The following is an 18,111-nucleotide window of genomic DNA, read 5'->3' as shown; positions in this document are numbered from 1 at the left end:
GAAAGAAACTTCCAAGTAAGTACGCTTATAGGGAAAGTAACTTCCGGTCAAGAGGCCGGGCCGCTCGCGTCACACCCCGCACGCGAACGGAGGGACGCGAACGGGACGACACGGGTATGCGGGGCACGCCGCCCCGCACCGACGCGGAAGCCGTACGGGCACGCCGCCCCGCACGGACGGGAAAGCGCGGGGGCACGCCGCCTCGCACCGGCCCCCGCGCCCTCGTACCGCCCCGCCGTTACTGCTTCGGCGCTCCGATCCGCAGCAGGTACTCGCGCCCCGCGTCCAGCAGACCCGGCAGCTCCGCCGCCCCCGGGTGCCAGCGCTTCTCGTACTCCCAGCACACCCACGTATCCGGATCGAGCCCGTCCAGGCAGTCCGCCAGCCCCAGCACCCCGGAGCCCAGCGCCACCGGAGTGAGGTCGTCCGCCGAGGCGACGTCCTTCACCTGGACGTATCCCAGGTGCGGAGCGAGCACCGCATGACTCGCGGCCGGCTCCTCACCGGCGAGCCAGGTGTGCAGCACGTCCCAGATCGCGCCGACCCGGGGGTGCCCGACCGTGGCGAGCACCCGGGCGGCGTCGAGGCCCGCCCGGTGCGAGTCATGGGTCTCCAGCAGGATGCTCACGCCCATGTCGGCGGCGGCCGGTGCGGCCGCACCGAGCCGCCGGGCCGCCGTCGCGTCGGCCTCCCCCCGCTCCTGGCCGCCGCCGCCGGGGAAGACCCGGACGGAGGACGCGCCCAGGTCCCGTGCGAGCTTCACCAGCTCGGACAGCTCCGCCAGGACCGGTTCGTCGTCGCCCTCGGCAGCCACCTTCACATACCCGGCGAGAGCCAGGATCTCCACCCCGCCGGCCTTGAACGCCTCGACCACATCGGCCCGTTCCAGTGACGAGAGCCCCAGGTGCACCGGCTCCTCGGGGTGGACGCGCAGCTCCACTCCCTGGTAGCCGTTCCCGGCGGCGAGCCGGACGACCTCGGAGACCGGCGTTCCCGGCACTCCGAGGGTGGAGAATGCGAGCTTCATCGTGCGTGTCCTTCCCTTGTGCCGACGCCCCGCTCCTGCCCGCCGGGCCAGTGGCTACTCCCGGGTGCCGGGCCTCGGCCACCTGCCCGGACCCGGCCGCCGGGCCGGCGGCCATCCCGGGTGCCGCTCCTCAGCCGGTGCCCCGCAGCAGTCGCTCCAGGCTACCCAGCAGCTTCAGCGCGTCCTCGCGCCGCGCGCCCTCCAGCGCGCCCGCGTCGGACACCGCGTGCCGCTCGGCCTCCGGCACCCGCTCCGGGGTGATCACCCGCAGGGCGGCGGCGGCCTGCCGGGCGAACATCGCGAGCAGATCCAGCTCCCGGACGCCCGACCGGGCCTGCGGGGAGGGGTCCAGCACCTCCAGCACGCCCAGGATCCGGGAGTCGCTGATGAGCGGGGCCGCCATCAGGGAGTTCGGCACGTACGCGGTCGACTCCGCCAGCGAGCGGTCGAAGGACGGATCGTCGCTCAGGTCGTCCACCACCATCGGCTCGCCCGAGGTCGCCACCCACCCGGCGATCCCCCGGCCGGCCGGGAAGCGGCGGCCCACGAGGAACTCCTCGCCCTGCCCGGACACGGCCTGGAAGACCAGCTCGTCCGCCTCCTCGTCGAGCAGGAAGACCGAACTGGCCTCGGCCCCGAAGATGGCTCGGGCCACGTCGACGACCGACTGGAGCAGCTCGCTGCGCGGCGCGTCGGCGACCGTCGCGGCGGCGGTGGGGGAGAGGGACGGGGACGAGGCGGAATCAGTTCTCGGAGTCATCACGGATATCTCCTGCCGCAGGGGAAGGGCGCGGCACGTGGCGCACATTGGCCGCGGACAGATAGAGGGCGTTCTTGAGCTGGAAGGCCGTCATCCGCGGATGCGCGGACAGGACGCGGGCGCACAGCCCGGCGACGTACGGCGTGGCGAAGCTGTTCCCCGTGGTGCGGATCGTCCGGCCGCCCAGCCACGGCACGGTCACGTTCTGGCCAGGACCGAAGAACTCCACCGGGGGATCCGGGTTGTACAGGTGCAGTTCGGGGTCGTCCTCCTGGTGGCTGCCCACCGAGATCACCGACGCGAACCGCCAGGGGAAGCTCTCCACCGGGGTGTTGTGGGCCGAGGCGACGATCACCGTACGGGCGAAGTAGGCGTTGTCGGCCAGGCTGTGCAGCTCCTGCGCGAACCGTGTGCGGGTCGTCGACAGGCTGAGGTTGACCACGTCGAAGCCCTGCTCCACCGCCCAGCGCAGCCCGGCCATCAGGATGTCGCCGGTGCCGGAGAACCGCTCCCCGAGCACCCGAACACTGTGGATCTCGCACTCCGGGGCGGTCCGGCGGACGATGCCCGCGCACGCGGTGCCGTGCCCGCAGGTGTCCCCGGTGGTCGTCGGCTCGACCGTGATCTCCCCGCTCTCCCCGTCCTTGACGACCACCCAGGAACCGGCCAGCGGGCCGATCAGCGGATGGTCCCGCTCCACACCCGAATCCACCACGCACACACGTACGCCGCGCCCGGTGGCGGGCCCGGCGGGGCGGCCGTCCGGCGGTCCGGCGTCCGCCAGTACCGGTACGTCCTCGGGGCCGCGCCCGCGCAGACTCCAGGTCAGCCCCTGCCCCGGGGCCCTGCCCGCTCCCGGCCCGGTCCGCGGCTGCCCCGGTTCCGCCCGTGTCCGTTCCGGTTCCGTGGTCGTCATCGGTCAGCTCCTCTCCCTCGTCGTGGCCATGGGCCGGGGCGGGTGCGCGAGGAACCGGGCGACCCGGCGCGCCCCCGGCAGATGCCCCTTGCCCGTGAAGTGCGCCCCGGCCGCACGGGCCGAGGCCCCGGCCTCCGGCCACCGGCCCAGGGCGGCGAGCGCCTGCGCCCGGTCCAGCTCGGCCGTCGCCTGCACCAGCGGGGAGTCCGTGAGCAGCGAGGCCCGGACCGCCCGGTCCGCGTGTTCCGCCGCCTCTTCGGGGCGGTCCCGCACCGCCAGCCGGGCCCGCAACCCCGCCAGGTCCACCGCGTCCGCACGGCTCAGCCCCGACGTGTCGCCGACGCCCGCCAGCCGGGCGGCCGCCGGGTCCTCACGGCCCGCGTCCAGTTCGAGGCGGGCCGCGTCCAAGGCCACCGCCGTCCGCATCCCGGCCGCCCCCGTGCGCCGGGCCGCCGCGTCCGCCCGGCCCAGCAGGTCCACGGCCTCCGTGCCGTTGCCGAGCAGCGCCTCCACCGTCGCCCGGAACACCGGAAGGAAGACCTCCGCCTCGGCGAACCCCAGCTTCCCGGCCAGCCGTTCCGCCTCGGCCAGGCAGCGGTACGCCTCATCGGGCCGCTCCTGGAGCGCGTACAGCACCGCCAGCGGGCAGTTGAGGGTGACCCGGACCGTGGGCCGGCCCGCCCCGTGCGCCGCCAGCAGCGTCCGGCAGCGGACCACCGCGGCGGGCACCGGAACAGGCCCCCGCCACAGGGAGACGCCGATCGCGCCGAGCGCCCCGGCCCGTTCCGGCTCCGCACCGGCCAGCACCGCGTGCTCCAGGGCCCGCGCCTGGTCCCGCTCCGCCTCCTCGTGCCGCCCGGACCGCTGGAACTGCTGGGCGAGCCGCAGATGGGCCCGCGCCCGGCCGGCCGAGTCCCCGGCCGCCTCGAACACCGGGAGCACGGCCCGGGCCACGGCGGCGGGGCCGGGGCCCGGGCCGCCCGGATCCAGCACCGCGAGTGCGAGGCGGGCATGCGCGGCCTCCACCGGGTCGGCCCCCGAGTCCCGCACCTGGCGCAGCAGTTCGGCCCCCTCCCCGGTGCGGCCCAGCGCCACCCGTACCTCGCCGAGCCGCCGCGTCGCCGCCGGATCCCCGGGGTGCAGGTCGACCGCCCGCTCCAGCAGGCCGTGCGCCCAGTGCAGATCGGACCGGGCGGCGGCCTGTGCCCCGGCCCGGCCCAGCGCGGCGGCGGCCCGCTCGCGCAGCCGCCGGGCCGGATCGTCCAGCAGGCCCAGCTCCGCGCGGTAGCGGTAGGCGCGCTCGAGATGGCCGCCTACCGCACCGTCGCCGCTCCGCAGCACACTGGGCAGCTCCGCCGCCCAGGCATGGCGTTCCGCCTTGGCCCGCTTGGACAGCGACGCGTACGCGACCTCGTGCACCAGTCCGCTGCTGAACCGGTACGGCGCCGCCTCGCGACCCCCCGGGACCCCCGACTCCACCAGCCGGCGACGGCCCAGCACCGCCAACGCCTCCTCGACGCGTCGGCGGTGTTCCGGGGCGGCCCCGGTCGCCCCGGCGAGCCGCCCGGCGTCGTGGCCCTCCCCGGCCCGTACGGACAGCTCCAGCCGGACCAGCTCCGGCGCGGTGAACTCCCGGCCGATCACCGCGGCCAGGTCCACCACTCCGCGCTCCGCCCGGGCCAGGGCCCCGATGCGCGCGCCCAGCAGGGCCTGGAGCGTGGGCGGCAGATCCTCCTGGGCGGCGGGTTCGCCCGGGCGGGAGGAGACGGCCGGGTCCGCCCGGTCGCCGACCAGGAGCTGTTCCAGGTAGAGCGGATTGCCTCCGGCCCGCGCCAGGAGCCGGTCGTCCACCGGGGCCGGCGCTCCGTCCGGACCCGCGAGACCGGCGGCGAGCCGCGCCGCCTCCTCGGGCGGCAGGCCGGTGACCTGGAGGCGCCCCGTACCGGCGGAGGGCCCGGCCCCCTCCGCTCCCTCGTCCGGCCCGTCCGGACCCTCCGGTCCGTCGGGCCGTCCGGCGCAGAGCACCAGCACCCCGGCGCAGCCCGAGCCGTCCGCCAACCGGTGCACCGTGCGGACCAGCAACGGGGCCGCCGCGTGCCAGTCGTCCAGCACCAGCACGACCGGGCGGGCCCGGGCGGCCCGTTCCAGGACCGCCGTCAGGGCCGCGCACATGTCCTCGAAGGGAGCGTTCGGTGTGCCGTCGCGCAGGAGGCCCCCGGACAGCAGGGCCATCGCGTCCTCGACCGCGAGACCGCCGGCCGTGTCCTTCGCGTCGTCCCCGGTACCGGACGCCGGCCCGGGTTCGGCCGCGGGCCCGGGGCCGGACGTGGTCGCGGGCCCGGCCGCCACCAGCGAACGCACCGCCTCGGCCAACGGGGCGAGCGTGCCCTGGTCCCCGTAACTGCGGCACCGCCCCGCACCGTACGTGAGCGACCCGGACGCCGACCGCCGCGCCAGCCACTCCCGTACCAGCCGGGTCTTGCCGATGCCCGCCTCCCCGGTGACCCGGAGCAACCCCGCCCCGCCACCGTGGGCAGCCCGCTCCAAGGCGGCGTCCAGCGCCTGCCGCTCGGCGTCGCGGCCGACGAAGGGGACGTCGAAACGGCGCAGCAGCTCGGGGTCGTCCGCGCCCAGCGCCAGCAGCCGGTAGGCCTCCACACTGTCCCGCTTGCCCTTCAGCCGCAGCGGCCCGGTGGGCTCGGCGCTCACCGTCGGGCCGGCGGCGAGCAGGGTCCCCGCGCCGATCAGGATCTCGCCGCGGCCCGCGTTCTGCTCCAGCCGGGCGGCGATGTTGACGGTCTCCCCGGAGACCAGGGCCTGCCGGGCGGTCGTATCCGAACCCGCCACCACCTGACCGGTGTTGACGCCGATCCGGGTGGCCAGCTCGATGCCCAGGGTGGCGTCCAGCTCCTCGTTCAGCCGGGTCAGCGCCCGACGCATCCCGAGCGCCGCCGCCAGCGCCCGGCGGGCGTCGTCGTCACGGACCACCGGTACGCCGAACACCGCCATCACCGCGTCCCCGATGAACTTCTCCGGAGTGCCGCCCCGCGCCACGATCTCCGCGCTCATCGCCTCGAAGTACCGCAGGGTCACCGTGCGCAGCGTCTCCGGGTCGAGCACCCCCGACAGCGCGGTGGACCCGACGAGGTCGCAGAACAGCACGGTCACCGGCTTGCGTTCGTCACCGGGAGGTGCGGCGGGGGCCGGCCCGGCCCCGGCGGTACCGGTGGTCGCGCACGGCGTCCCGCAGGACGAACAGAACCGGGCCGTCGGCGGCAGATCCTGCTGGCACGAGGAGCAGTTCATGGCGGACCTTCTCTCCCGGGGGTCGTGCGGTCAAGGGGTGTCGGGCGGGTTCACCGGGCGCTCGCACCCCGGCGGGGACGGGCCCGGCGGCGGTGAACCCGGCGCCGGGCCCGTAGCGGTGACCGGTCACCGGCCGCCGGTCAGAACAGGGCGCCGCCGGCTATCTCGCCGTGCGCCTGGACCTCCGGCCCCACGGCGTCCAGCCGGCCCTTGACGTCCAGCAGCACCGCCAGCTCCTGCGGGGTCAGCCCGCTCAGCACCTCGCGCTGCTCCTCGGTGAGCAGGTCCACGGGGAAGCCCGCCTCGTACAACGCGTCGGGCAGCCCCGGCCGTCGGCCGTTCTCGGGTGGTCCGGTCATGGTGTGACTCCCATCGGTGGGACAGATCCGGCTCTCCGCAGCGACGGTGCCGGTGCGGAGCGCCCGAGCCGGACGAACAGCCTGGTGAGCGCGTCGAGGGAGTGCAGTGCGCTGACCGCCACGGCCGCTTCCGGCCCCCGGCCGAGCGGCAGCCGGTCCAGCAGCGCGTACAGCTCGTCCAGGTGCTCCGTGTCGATCACCGAGTGCTCCCGTACGGTCCGCAGCGCGGCGGCGGGCAGTCCGGTCAGCCGGGCGATGCGGCCGGTGAGACCGGGGGCGGGCGCGTAGCCCTCCAGTACGGCGATGTAGCCGAGCAGGGCGACCGGGTGGTGGTGCTCGATCCAGTAGTACTGGGACCCGACGAGCGAGGCGACCAGGGGAGGGGGCAGCGGACCGAGCGCGTCCCCGGGGTCGCCGCCCGCCGCCCGGAGGTCCTGAAGCAGCCAGGCGTCATGGCCCTCCTCCTCCTGGATGTGCTGCTCCAGGTACGCGGAGAGCGGCGCCGCCAGCGGATCGCCGGACGCGGCCAGACAGCGGGCGCGGCCGAGGGCCAGCTCCATCAGCGGGACGGAGGCGCGGATGACGGCGTGCATGGTGCACAGATACGTCCGGTAGCGCGTCAACAGCCCATCGGAACGCCACATGTGGTGCGTGGCGTCCCGGAACTCGGGCTCCAGCAGCAGGAGTTTGACCCGGAGCCGCGCGGAGGCCCCCGCGTATCCGGACCGCGTACCGCCGGTCGCCGTGCTCATCGGACATCCTGCGCGTCGCTCGAAGGCGGTGGCGGCCCGCCCGTGACCACCAGCGGCGCGTACGCCGCACAGCCGTGGCGGCGCACGACGCCCTGCGCGCCCTCCCGGGAGCCGCGCACCGCGGCAGTGAGGTCCAGCAGGGCTCCGGCCGCCCCGCCCGCCACGGCACGGGCCCCGGCCGCCGCCGCCTCGTCGCCGCCGAGCGCCCGGCAGCCGTCGCAGTAGGAGCCCGTCCCGGGGCCGGAGCCGTACCGGGCGGCCAGATGCGTGGGCCCGACCGTGCGGAGCATGCGCAGCACCGGGGACTCCAGTGCCCGGCGGCGTACGGTCGCCCAGTCGTCGACGCCGATGTGCCCGAGATCCAGATGGGCGGGTACGGGCCGCTTGTCGACGGTGTCCTGGTTGCAGCAGGCCAGCACGCGGCCGTCGAAGGCGACCACCGGCCAGGCGGCCATCGAGCACGGCGACGCCGCCGTCGGGTCGGGGCCGGTGCGGGCGGGCCTGGCCCAGGACGCGGCCCGGCCGAACGGCCGCACCTCGTTGACCAGGCAGGGGACTGCGCCGCCGAACTCCTGCTCCACCGCCCGGGTGATGTCGGCGAGATACGGGTCGGACGCGCCGGTCCCGGTGAGGTGGAAGCTCACGGCCACACCCTCGTCCCGGATCCGGTGCAGGGCGCGGAACACGTCGGCGCGCGGAACCTCGCGCTCGTGGTGGATGTCGAGGGAGGCCGAGAAATGGTCGACGGAGCGGATCGCGCGCAGGATCGCGGGGGGAATCGCCCTCCCGCCCCGACCGCTTCGCCCCGCCCGCCCGCCGAGCCCGCCCCGGGGGCTCCCGGACCGGGCGAAGAACATGCCGCTGAGCAGCGCGGTACGGGACCCGGCGCGGCGCGCCAGCGTGCTCAGCCGTTCGGCGAGCGCGGGCAGCAGCAGGGGCTCCCCGCCGGTGAGCATGACGACGTCGGGCCGGTCCTCCTCGCTGAACGAGCCGACGAAGCGCTCCAGTTGACCGCCGTCCGGTCCCTCCCGGGTGAACAGGTCCGATCCGGTCGAGCAGTGCGCGCAGCGCAGCGGGCAGCGTCGGGTGAGGCCGAGGAGCAGACCGGCGGCCGGGAAGGGCCGCCGTGCGACGAGTTCGGCGAGTTCCATGCGGGCCGCCTCCTTCGGGGCCGGGGCGCGTCGGGCGCGTACCCAGGCTGCGCGCCATCGGTTCACGGACGGTCCGGCGGTGCTTCGGCGGCGGTATGGGCCCAGGTCGGGGCGGTCCGCGGGCCGCCGGCCAGGCCCGCGGACCGGGTTCCGTACGCCTTCAACTGGCCCGATACCGGACCCATACCGCCGCCGAAGCGATCGCCAGGCCCGGCTTCCTAACGTTCTCGGCAACGGCAGGCATCGGCCGGCCGCACCGGAGACCGGGGGGCGATCCCCGACGGAACCCGGGCCCCGCTGTGACGAGTGGATGGAGATCACCATGTCCGAGAACACCCAGCCCGCGGCCGGCGACGCCGAGGAGACCCCCGAGGTCGAGGCCCACTCCGTCCTGGACCTCCAGGAGACGGCCAACAACCACGACATCATCGATGTCCCGGGCAACTGCGTCAGCACCGTGAGCCTCGTCCTCGGCTGATCGGACGGACCATCCGGTCGTAGCCACGTCCGACGGGGCCGGGCCCCGCAGTCGTGGCGCCGGCCGAAGCCGGGGCGGCCTTCGCGCACCACGGAGGCCGCCCCGTCCCGCGCTGCCGACGACCACGGACAACAGGAGCCCCCGATGGCCGAGCCGCTCCGTTCCAACCGGGATTTCCGGCTGCTCTGGTTGAGCGGCCTCTTCGCCGTTCTGGGCAGTCAGATGAGCGCCATCGCGCTGCCCCTGCTGATCCTCAAGGAGACCGGCTCCGCCGTGCAGGCCGGCGCTGTGGGCACGGTGGCCGTCTGCGCCGTGCTGATCACGATGCTGCCGGGCGGGGTCATGGCCGACCGGGTCGAACGCCGCCGGCTGATGCGGGTGTGCGACGTGGGCAGTCTGGCGGCCGTCACCGCCCTGGCCGTCGCCGTATGGAACGGGCACGCCCCGATGGCCCTCGTCCTGCTGGTCGCGACCTCCGGCGCCGTACTGAACAGCGTCTACGCCCCCGCCGCCTTCGGTCTGATGCGCGCGGTCGTGCCGCCGGACCGGATGAGCGCGGCGACCGCCCGGCTCCAGGCGCGCACCTCCACGGCCCGGCTGGTCGGCCCGCTCGTCGGCGGGGCGCTGTTCGGCGTGCACCAGGCCCTGCCCTTCACCGCTCAGTTCCTCGGGCTGTTCCTCTCCACCGTCTGTGTGGCGCTCGTGCGGACCCGCTCGGAGGCCAGGACCAAGGCGGGTTCGGTGTTCAGCCGCCGGGAACTCACCGCAGGGCTCAACTTCCTGTGGCAACTGCCTTATTTGCGCACGGTGTTGCTCGTCTTCGGGCTGGGGATGAACTTCTCCTTCGGTGCCCTCACCTTCACGGCGCTCGCGGTCTTCTCCGACAGTGGGCGCTCCGGCCTCGGCGGCGGCTTCGTCATCACCTGCGTCTCGGCGGGTGCCCTCGCCGGTGCGCTGATCGCGCCCCGGTTCGCGGCGGAGCGTCATGTCCGGGCGCTCATCGTCATCACCTGCTGGAGCTGCGTGGGGACGGCCGCCGTGCTCGCCTGGCTCAGCAGCCCGCTGGTGGCCGGCCTGCTCTGCGCGCTCTGCATGTGCCTCTCGACGGTCGCCAGCATCGGCTTCCTCTCGACCCTGCTGGTCGTCACTCCCGAGGAGCGGATCGGGCGGGTGCAGAGCGCCGCGGGCTTCCTCTCCTCGATCGTCCAGCCGTTCGGACCGCTCGTCGGCGGCTTCCTGCTCACCACGCTGGGCAGCGGCGCCGCCTTCGGCGTGATCGGCTGCGTGCTGGCCGTCTCGGCGGCCGTCGTCACGCTCGCCCCCTCCGTCCGCGCCGGGGCGGGCGGGTCCCGGGAGAAGCCGGAGGCGGCCGGGGAGCGGGAGAGGACCGGGGCACCGGAACCGGCGCGGGAGACGGCGGGGCCGCGGACGCCCGAAGGGCCGGACCCGGAACCGGCCGGAACCGTATCCACCGGAACCGTGTCCACCCGCCCGGCGGTCGCCCCGGAGCGGACCGCGGCCGGGCCGGTCCCCGACGCCGCGGGTCCCGGCGCACCCTGAGGAGGAACCCCGTGCCCGGTCTCCAGGAGACCCAGCTCTACTGCCTCGCCGACGTGACGTACTACGAGACCCCCGCCCGGCTCCAGGACGAGAGCACCCGCTACCCGCTGGACTCCGACCCGCCGCCCGAGGGCTGGCGCCGGGTCGCCGGCGGCCTGTGGACCTCCCTGCTCCCCGAGGACCGTGAACCGGCCGGGCAGGGCTGGAAGATCCATGTCTCCACCGTCCCGGAGGAGGCCGAGGAGACCCTGCTCGACACCGCCCGGATCTGCCGGGCCCACGGGGTGCCGTTCAAGTTCCTCCGCAGCGAGCGGGCGCTCCTGCTGATGTCCGGCAAGTACATGTCCCGTGCGGGCGCCGGGAAGTTCATCACGCTCTACCCGCCGGACGAGCGTGTCTTCCTGCGGGTGCTGGAGGAGTTGACCCGCGCCCTCGCCGGCCGCCGCGGCCCGTACATCCTCAGCGACCTGCGGATCGGCGACGCCCCGGTGTACGTCCGGTACGGGGCGTTCGTCTCCCACTGGTGCCTCGACAGGGACGGTGAACGGGTGCTGGCCCTGCGCCATCCCTCGGGCGAACTGGTGCCCGACGAGCGGGGGGTGGTGTTCCGGGTACCGCCGTGGGTCACCGTGCCCGACGAGCTGCGCCCGCACCTGGCGGCCCGCGCCGCCGCCGGGGACGCCGCCTTCCCCTACGACGTCTCCGAGGCCCTCCAGTTCTCCAACGCGGGCGGCATCTACCTGGCCCGGCACCGGGAGACCGGCCGGCAGGTGGTGCTCCGCGAGGCCCGGCCGCACAGCGGGCTGGACGAGGCGGGCGACGACGCGGTGACGCGACTGCACCGCGAGCACCGGGCCCTGACCGCGCTGGCCGGGCTGGACTGCGTTCCCGAGGTGTACGGCGTACGCACCGTGTGGGAGCACCACTTCCTGATCGAGGAGCACATCGAGGGGGCCACCCTCCTGGAGGAGATCGTCGGCCGCTTCGCCCTGCTCCACAGCACCGGCACGGCCGACGAACTCGCCCCGTACACCGCCTGGGTGGACACGGTGACCGAGCGGCTGACCGAGGCGCTGGCCGCCGTCCACGGGCGCGGTCTGCGCTTCGGCGACCTCCACCCCTCCAACATCATCATCCGCCCCGACGGCCGTGTGGCCCTGATCGACTTCGAGTACGCCACGGCCCTCGACGACCGGAAGACCCCGGTGGCGGGCGCCCCGGGACTCCAGGCGCCCGCCGGGACCACCGGTTCGGAGGCCGACACCTACGCGCTCTGGGCGACCTGGCTCTACATGCTGATGCCCATCATGGAGATGGCCGGCCACGACCGGGCCAAGGCCCTGACCCTGGAGCGGTGGGCCCGCCGGAGGTACGGCCTCGACGCCGGAACGGGACCGCGCCGGCCCGCGGCGCTGCGCGCCGCGGAGCGCGCCGACGGCCGCGAGAGGGAGACCGCCGCGCTGCTCGACGGTCCCGAACCGGACTGGGCCGGGCTGCGGGACCGGCTGTTGCGGGGCATCCACGCGGGGGCGACGCCCGAGCGCACCGACCGCCTCTTCCCCGGGGACCCCAACGTCTTCTCGACCGGCGGGAGCGACGTCGCGCACGGGGCGGCCGGGGTGCTCCACGCCCTGCACCGCACCGGGGCCCCGGTGCCGCGCGAGTGGACCGACTGGCTTGCCGAGGTGGCCCGGCGACGGGACCCCGCGGCGCCGGGCGGCCTCTACGGAGGGCTGCCGGGCACGGCGGTGGTGCTGTCCGCGCTGGGCCGCCGGGACGAGGGCCGGGAGCTCTACGAACGGTCCGCCGCCGCGCCCCTGTCCGCCTCGGCCGACCTGATGAACGGCCGCGCGGGCATCGCGCTCGCCGCGCTGCGCCTGGCCCGGCCGGACCGCGCGGGGGACGGGCCGGCCGACGCCAGGACCGACCACGAACTCGTCGACGCCGCGGCCCGCACCGCCCGCGACCTGGACCGGCTGGTGCGGGGCGAGCCCGTGCCGGGGCTGCGCGCGCCCGCGTCGGCGGGGCTGCTGCGCGGGCTGAGCGGTGCGGCCCTGCTCCACCTCGAACTGCACGCCCTGACCGGCGACGAGCAGTTCCTGGCGGCCGCGGGCCGGGCCTTGGAGGCGGAGGCGGCCCACTGCGTGACCATGCCGGACGGCACCGTCCAGGTGAAGGACGGCCGACGCCACCTGCTCTACCTGGACCAGGGGAGCGGCGGGTTCGCCCTGGTGGCCCGGGCCTATCTGGCCCGCCGCGCCTGCCCGGAGCCAGTGCCGCGTCAGCCTGGGTCCGCCCCGTCGCGAACCTCGCCCGACGCGGCACTGGCCGCCCTGCTGCCCGGGGTGGCCAAGGGCTGCGCCTTCGAATTCGTCCGCGAGCCGGGCCTGTTCACCGGCCGGGCGGGGCTCATGGCCGTGGCGGGCACCCTGTCGCCGGACGGCCGTACGGCCCCCGGGGTCCTGGCCTCCGTACGCAACCTGTCCTGGCATCTGGTCGCCGACGAGGACCGGCTGCTCGTCCCGGGGGCGGGGCTGCTGCGCTGCTCCGCCGACCTGGCCACCGGAGCGGCCGGGTTGCTGATGTCCCTGCACTTCCTGGCCGGTGCGGAAGCCGGCGGACCCTCCCGCGGGACCCCCGCCGGCGACCGGCCGCACGAACTGCTGGAGCTGCTCACCCTGGGCTGAAAGCGGCGCAGACCGGTACGCCGGGGTGGTCTGGAGCCTCCTGCTCGGCCGCTATGCCGGGGTGTTCGGGGGCCTCCTGCTCGGCCGGTACGCCGGGGCGGTCGGGAAGCTCCCGCTCACGGGCGTACAGGCCGAGCAGCCTCGGCACCTCGTACAGGGCGGCGTGCGCGGTGACCTCCCCGGCGGGCGAGGTCACCGCCCCGGCGTCGATCAGCGACTCGACGGCCCGGATCGCCGCCCGCTCCCCGCAGCCCAGCGCCGCCGTGGCCCGGTCCAGGGTGAAGCCCCCGTCATCGGCGAGCCCCGCCAGCCGCCCCAGCACCCGCCGGTCGCCGTCCGCGAGATCCCGCCAGCCGGACGCGATCCGATCCCGTACGGAGACGTCCCCGGCGACCAGTTCGTCCAGTGCGGCCGACGGGTCGCCGAGCCGGGCCGCGTACTCCGTCAGCGGCAGATGCCGCAGTACCGCCAGCCGCATCCCGCTCACCTCCACCGCGAGCGGCAGCGCCCCGCAGGCCCGGACGATCCGCAACGCCGCCCCCGGGTCCGTCCGCAGCCGCCCGGCCCCGATCAGCTTCCCCAGCAGATCCAGGGCCTCGCCGTCCGCCAGCGCGGGCAACGCGATCCGGTGCACCGGGGCGAGACCGGCCAACTGGCTCCGGGCGGTGACCAGTACGGAACACCTCCCGGACCGGGGCAGCAGCCCCCGGACGGCCGCCTCGCCCGGCACGTCGTCCAGGACGACCAGCGCCCGGTGCCGGGCCAGCCACCCCTGCCAGGCGTCCGCCAGGGCGGCTGTCGCCCCGGGCCCGTCCGCCGGCCCGCCCTCCGGCTCCCGAGGGGCCGCGCCCACCACCCCGCACAGCCGCCCCAGCTCCGCCAGGACCTCCGCCCGGCCGCGCGCCGTACCGTCCTCCCGGCGCACCCGCACATGGACGCGGCCGTCGGGGAAGCGGTCGGCGAGCAGATGCGCCGCCCGCACCGCGAGCGCCGACTTCCCCGCCCCGGCCGGACCCGAGACGACCACCACACGCTCCTCGCCGCCGCCCAGCACGTCGAGCAGGTCCCGCAGTTCCTCGCGGCGGCCGGTGAAGGCCCCCGTACAGGCGGGCAGCGCCACCGAGCTCCTCGCCTCGCGGGCGGCGGCGGGCCGCCGGGCCTCGCGCCCCCGGCCGAGCATCGAGCGGTACTGCGCCGCCATGGCCGGGCTCGGCTCCAGGCCCAGTTCCCGCGCCATCAACTGCCGGTAGTCGTCGTACACCGCCAGCGCCTCGGCCTGCCGGCCCGACTGGTGGAGGGAGTTCATCCAGGCGGTCCGGAGCCGCTCCCGCAGCGGATGGCGCTCCACCAGATCCCGCAGCCCGTCCACCGCGACGGCGGCCCGGCCCAGCTCGATCTCGGTCTCCGCCCAGTCCTCGAACACCGTCAGACAGCGGGCCTCCAGCCGGCCGGCCTCCTCGGCGATCTCGGCGGAGTCCCGCAGGTCGTTCAGCGGCGGCCCCTCCCACAGGTCCAGTGCCTCACGCAGCAGCCGGGCCGCACCGGGCAGATCGCCCCGCCCGGCCGCCGCCCGCCCCGCGCGGGCCAGCGCCCCGAACCGCAGGGTGTCCAGCTCGCCCTCCGCGATACGCAGGAGGTAGCCGCCGCAGCCGTGCACCACCCGGTCCCGGCCCCCGTCCCCGGCAGGCCCCAGGAGGGCGCGGGCGGCACTGACGTAGACCTGGAGGTTCTTGCGGGCGGTACGCGGCGGGTCGTCCGGCCACACCGCGTCGGTCAGCACCCCCACCGGTACGGGGGTGTTGGGGCGGGCCAGCAGTGTGGCGAGGACCAAGCGCTGCTTTCGCGGGCCGAGCGGCAGCTCACGGCCGTCCAGCCGGGCCGTGAGCGGGCCGAGCAGGGAGACGTACACCGCACCGGAGGAGCCGGTACGGGCGGGAGGTCGGGTCATCAGCGGGCCTCCGGAAACGGGGACGGGCGGCGGAGTGGGCCGTACGTACGCCCCGATCCTGCTGCCGCCCCGGCCCCCGCACATCGGTGCCCCGCACGCATTTTCCGCCCGGCCACCCGACCGAAACCGCCCGGCGCCCCCATGTTGCCCGCCCCGCCCCCCATGGGCCCCGCGGCGGACCCCGCCTCAGGCCGGTTCGACGGTGCACTCGGCGGCGAACTCGCACAGCGCGGCCCGGTCCGCGCGCCCGGTCTTGCTCAGCAGACTGGCCATGTGCTTCTCCACCGTGCGGGGCGAGATGGACAGCCGCCGGGCGATCTGCTGGTTCCCGGGCCGCTCGGGCAGCAGCACGAACACCTCGTACTCGCGCGGGGTCACCCCGCTGGACCGCAGCGGCGACGGGATCCGGTCCCAGCCGCCCCGGTGCTGGCCCACGCTCGCCCCGGCCTGCCGCAGCGCCGCCCGGCACGCGGAGGCCACCGGCTGCACCCCGGCCCCGTAGAAGAACTCCTCGGCGGACCGCAGCCACGCCACCGGCTCGCCCCACCCGTCCGTGTGGGCCGCCTCCGCGACCAGCCGCAGGCCCAGGTGCCGGGCGACCGGGAAGGGCGCGGAACACCCATCGAACGACGCCATCAGGCGGGCGGCCCCGGCGGGGTCCCCCTCCCGGCCCAGCAGCACCGCGTCGGCCAGGTCCAGGAACTGCCGGTTCCAGGCGAGGGCGCCCCCGGGAGTCGCCCGCGCCCTCGCCAGCTCCGTCCGGTCCGCCTCGCCCGCCAGTACCCGCAGCAGCGGGCGCAGCCCGTACCGCCCGCTCAGGTAGTAGTAGCTCGGGTGGTCCGACTCCCAGGCCAGCGCCTCGTCCAGACCCGCCGCCGCCCGCTCCCGGTCCTCCTCCAGGAGCGCCCCGAACGCCCGGCACAGCCCCGACCGGAGCGGCACCAGCAAGGACTGCTCGCCACCGGCCCGCCGGAACGCGGCCAGCGCCCGGTCCATGTCCCGCCGCCGCCCCCGGTGCGCGGCCATCGTCGCCCCGGTCAGCAGCAGATACCGGTGGGCGGACAGATCGCCGACCCGGGCGCTGGCCTCCGCCGAGCGGTCGATGACCTCCTGCGCCTCTTCCCACCGGGCGCACATCACCGCGTTCATCGCGAGCAGCCCGTCGACCGTACGGGTCAGCAGCAGCGCGCCCAGCTCGGTGGCCGCCGCCCGCGCGGAGAGCAGCCGGGTCGCGTCCCCGGTCCGCATGAAGGCGTTCGCCCCGAGCCGCACCAGCGCCTCCACCCGCCAGACCGGCAGGGCGTGTTCGGTGGAGATCGACAGCATCCGCTCCAGTGCGGCGTCCGCGGCGTCGAAGCCCTCCTCGCGCCGCAGCAGCGCCAGCAACTGCCAGGCCTGGCAGGCCACCACGGGCAGCCCCTCGGCCTCGGCCCTCTCCGCGGCCTCCCGCACGGCCCGCTCGGAGTCCGCCGGATCCCGGGGCTTTCGCCCATGCCCGGGAAGCAGCGCCAGATACCCGTCGACCACCACCAGCGCGGCCCGGCGGCCCGGTGGCGGCGACGGGCCCAGCAGGACACGGGCCGCTTCGACCTGGAGCGCGGCGTCGGCGGTGCGCTCCGCCATGACCGCCGCCCAGGCGAGTTCGATATGGATCAGACCGCGCCGTTCGGCGGCCTCGGAACGTGCCGGAACCGGCGGCAGCGCGTCCGCCAGCGCCAGTGCGCCGTCCAGATCGCCGCCCTCGGCACGGGCGACCGCCAACGACTCGGCGACGGCGGCCCGGTCGGTCTCGGCGGCCAGCGGGTGCGCCCGCTCCAGCAGCACCACGGCGGAGCCGTGCGCCCCCGAAGCGAGCATCCGTCTTCCCGCCTCCGCGAACTGGCGCGCCGCCACCGCCCGGTTGCCCGCGGCCAGTTGCAGCGAGGCGACGAGCTGGCGGCCGTCCTCGTCCAGCGGCTGCCCGGAACGCTCGATGGTCTCGGCGGCGCGGCGGGCGAGCGAGGCGCGCTCGGCCGGTGCCAGTGAGGAGATCAGGGCCTCGGCGGTGAGCGAGTGCCGGAACGTGTAGCGGTCGGGGGCCGCGCCGTCCGGGGCGATGACACCGGCCTCCACCGCGGAGCGCAGATGCGTGAACAGGGCCCGGTCCTCGAAACCGGTGACGGTCTGGAGCACGGTCACCGAGAACTGGCTGCCCAGGGTGGCCGCCGCCAGTAAGAGGTCCCGCACCGGCTCGTCCAGCCGCTCCATCCGGCGGGCCCAGCTGCGGACGATGTCGGAGGGGACCGAACCGCCCGGCTGCTCCACCGCCTCCCACCCGTCGTCCGTCCGCCGGAGCCGGCCGGTGTCCAGCAGGTCCGCCAGCAGCACTTCCAGCAAGTACGGGTTGCCGGAGGCCCGTTCGGCCAGCCGTCGGTGCACCGACTCGGGTATCTCCTGCGGCGGCGCCTCCAGACACGCGCCGGTCAGCTCCCGCACCCGGTCGTCGCGGAGCGGCCCCATCTCCCGCACCGCCGCGGCGTGCCGGCGCTCCGCGGAGCGGACGAGGTCCAGTGCGGCGCCGGGCTCGGGACGCAGGGTGCCCAGGAACAGGATGGGCAGATCGGAGAGGTTGTCGATGATGTACTCGACGACCGCGACGGTCTCCGTGTCGCAGTCGTGCAGATCCTCCAGCAGGATCGTGCAGCCTGTCTCCCGGCCCAGTACGGACAGCAGCCGCAGCAGCGCCTCGGCCAGCTCCACGACCGTCTCCGGATAGCCGGGGGAACCGCCCCTGCGCCACTCCGGGACCAGCCGGGCCAGCGCCGGGTGGTAGGGCGCGAGCTCCGGATCGGTCGGGGTGCCTGCGGCCCGGAACCGGGAGGCCAGCGCCTCCGCGAGCGGGCGGAAGGGGACGACGAGCCCGGTCGAGGTGGCCCGGCCGCGCAGCACCGGCATGCCGAGTCCGTAGGCCCGGTAGGCGCATTCGCCCACCAGCCGGGACTTGCCGATCCCGGCCTCCCCGAGGAGGAACAGCGCGCGCCCCGAACGCCGTCGTACGGCGTCCAGGGCGCTGCTCAGCAGTCCGATCTCGTCGTCCCGCCCGACGATGACCGGCGAAGTGGCTCGCATGGCCGCAGATTACTGGAGGCCCAACCCCTACGGCAGCGGGCTATTTCGGCTTATTTACG

General features: G+C 75.7%; 12 protein-coding genes. 3 read left to right on the top strand and 9 right to left on the bottom strand.

Going from position 1 to position 18,111, the window contains the following annotated elements; all coding sequences use genetic code 11:
• Nucleotides 1–238: 238 nt before the first annotated feature.
• From ACZ60Q_RS19945 to ACZ60Q_RS19915, 7 genes are all read right to left on the bottom strand, one after another.
• Nucleotides 239–1,027 carry a sugar phosphate isomerase/epimerase family protein gene (locus ACZ60Q_RS19945; protein WP_469636050.1) on the bottom strand — a complete coding sequence of 263 codons (789 nt, stop codon included), beginning with the start codon at nucleotides 1,025–1,027 and terminating at the stop codon, nucleotides 239–241.
• A 130-nt stretch (nucleotides 1,028–1,157) separates the two neighbouring features.
• Entirely contained in the window at nucleotides 1,158–1,787 is a 630-nt protein-coding gene (locus tag ACZ60Q_RS19940) for a GAF domain-containing protein (RefSeq protein WP_469636047.1), read from the bottom strand.
• Nucleotides 1,771–2,703, bottom strand: coding sequence for a S8 family peptidase (locus tag ACZ60Q_RS19935; RefSeq protein ID WP_469636046.1), 933 nt, complete (start codon nucleotides 2,701–2,703; stop codon nucleotides 1,771–1,773). Before ACZ60Q_RS19935 ends, ACZ60Q_RS19940 begins: the two co-directional genes overlap by 17 nt.
• Before the next feature lie 3 nt (nucleotides 2,704–2,706).
• Entirely contained in the window at nucleotides 2,707–6,009 is a 3,303-nt protein-coding gene (locus ACZ60Q_RS19930) for an AAA family ATPase (protein ID WP_469636044.1), read from the bottom strand.
• Nucleotides 6,010–6,149: 140 nt separating this feature from the next.
• Nucleotides 6,150–6,368, bottom strand: a complete 219-nt coding sequence (locus ACZ60Q_RS19925) for an aroma-sacti cluster domain-containing protein (protein ID WP_469636041.1) — start codon at nucleotides 6,366–6,368, stop codon at nucleotides 6,150–6,152.
• On the bottom strand, nucleotides 6,365–7,120 hold the full coding sequence (locus ACZ60Q_RS19920) for an iron-containing redox enzyme family protein (RefSeq protein ID WP_469636038.1): 756 nt from the start codon (nucleotides 7,118–7,120) through the stop codon (nucleotides 6,365–6,367). Before ACZ60Q_RS19920 ends, ACZ60Q_RS19925 begins: the two co-directional genes overlap by 4 nt.
• Complete coding sequence (locus ACZ60Q_RS19915) at nucleotides 7,117–8,271, bottom strand: radical SAM protein (RefSeq protein ID WP_469636036.1); 1,155 nt, start codon at nucleotides 8,269–8,271, stop codon at nucleotides 7,117–7,119. The genes ACZ60Q_RS19920 and ACZ60Q_RS19915 overlap by 4 nt, the downstream gene beginning before the upstream one ends.
• 322 nt (nucleotides 8,272–8,593) lie before the next feature.
• On the opposite strand from ACZ60Q_RS19915, the gene ACZ60Q_RS19910 reads away from it, so the two are divergent.
• The 3 genes from ACZ60Q_RS19910 (at nucleotide 8,594) to lanKC (ending at nucleotide 12,996) form a co-directional block, all read left to right on the top strand.
• A complete protein-coding gene (locus ACZ60Q_RS19910; RefSeq protein ID WP_469636836.1) occupies nucleotides 8,594–8,749 on the top strand; it encodes a hypothetical protein in 156 nt (51 codons plus the stop codon).
• 144 nt (nucleotides 8,750–8,893) lie between these two features.
• Complete coding sequence (locus tag ACZ60Q_RS19905; RefSeq protein ID WP_469636033.1) at nucleotides 8,894–10,309, top strand: MFS transporter; 1,416 nt, start codon at nucleotides 8,894–8,896, stop codon at nucleotides 10,307–10,309.
• An 11-nt stretch (nucleotides 10,310–10,320) separates the two neighbouring features.
• The gene (gene lanKC / locus ACZ60Q_RS19900) at nucleotides 10,321–12,996 is read left to right on the top strand and encodes a class III lanthionine synthetase LanKC (RefSeq protein ID WP_469636030.1); all 2,676 of its coding nucleotides are present in this window, start codon (nucleotides 10,321–10,323) and stop codon (nucleotides 12,994–12,996) included.
• Here lanKC and ACZ60Q_RS19895 read toward each other — a convergent pair.
• Both ACZ60Q_RS19895 and ACZ60Q_RS19890 read right to left on the bottom strand, forming a co-directional pair.
• Nucleotides 12,983–14,944 (bottom strand): AfsR/SARP family transcriptional regulator, encoded by a 1,962-nt coding sequence (locus ACZ60Q_RS19895; protein WP_469636027.1) that lies wholly within the window; start codon nucleotides 14,942–14,944, stop codon nucleotides 12,983–12,985. The two genes, lanKC and ACZ60Q_RS19895, sit on opposite strands and share 14 nt — an antisense overlap.
• Before the next feature lie 186 nt (nucleotides 14,945–15,130).
• Nucleotides 15,131–18,052: a helix-turn-helix transcriptional regulator gene (locus tag ACZ60Q_RS19890; RefSeq protein WP_469636024.1), complete on the bottom strand. Its 2,922-nt coding sequence runs from the start codon at nucleotides 18,050–18,052 to the stop codon at nucleotides 15,131–15,133.
• Nucleotides 18,053–18,111: the final 59 nt, after the last annotated feature.

The sequence above is a fragment of the Streptomyces sp. NPDC104313 genome (assembly GCF_055583985.1).
Note: the sequence above shows the minus strand (reverse complement) of the source record. Positions and strands in the feature narration are given on the sequence as shown.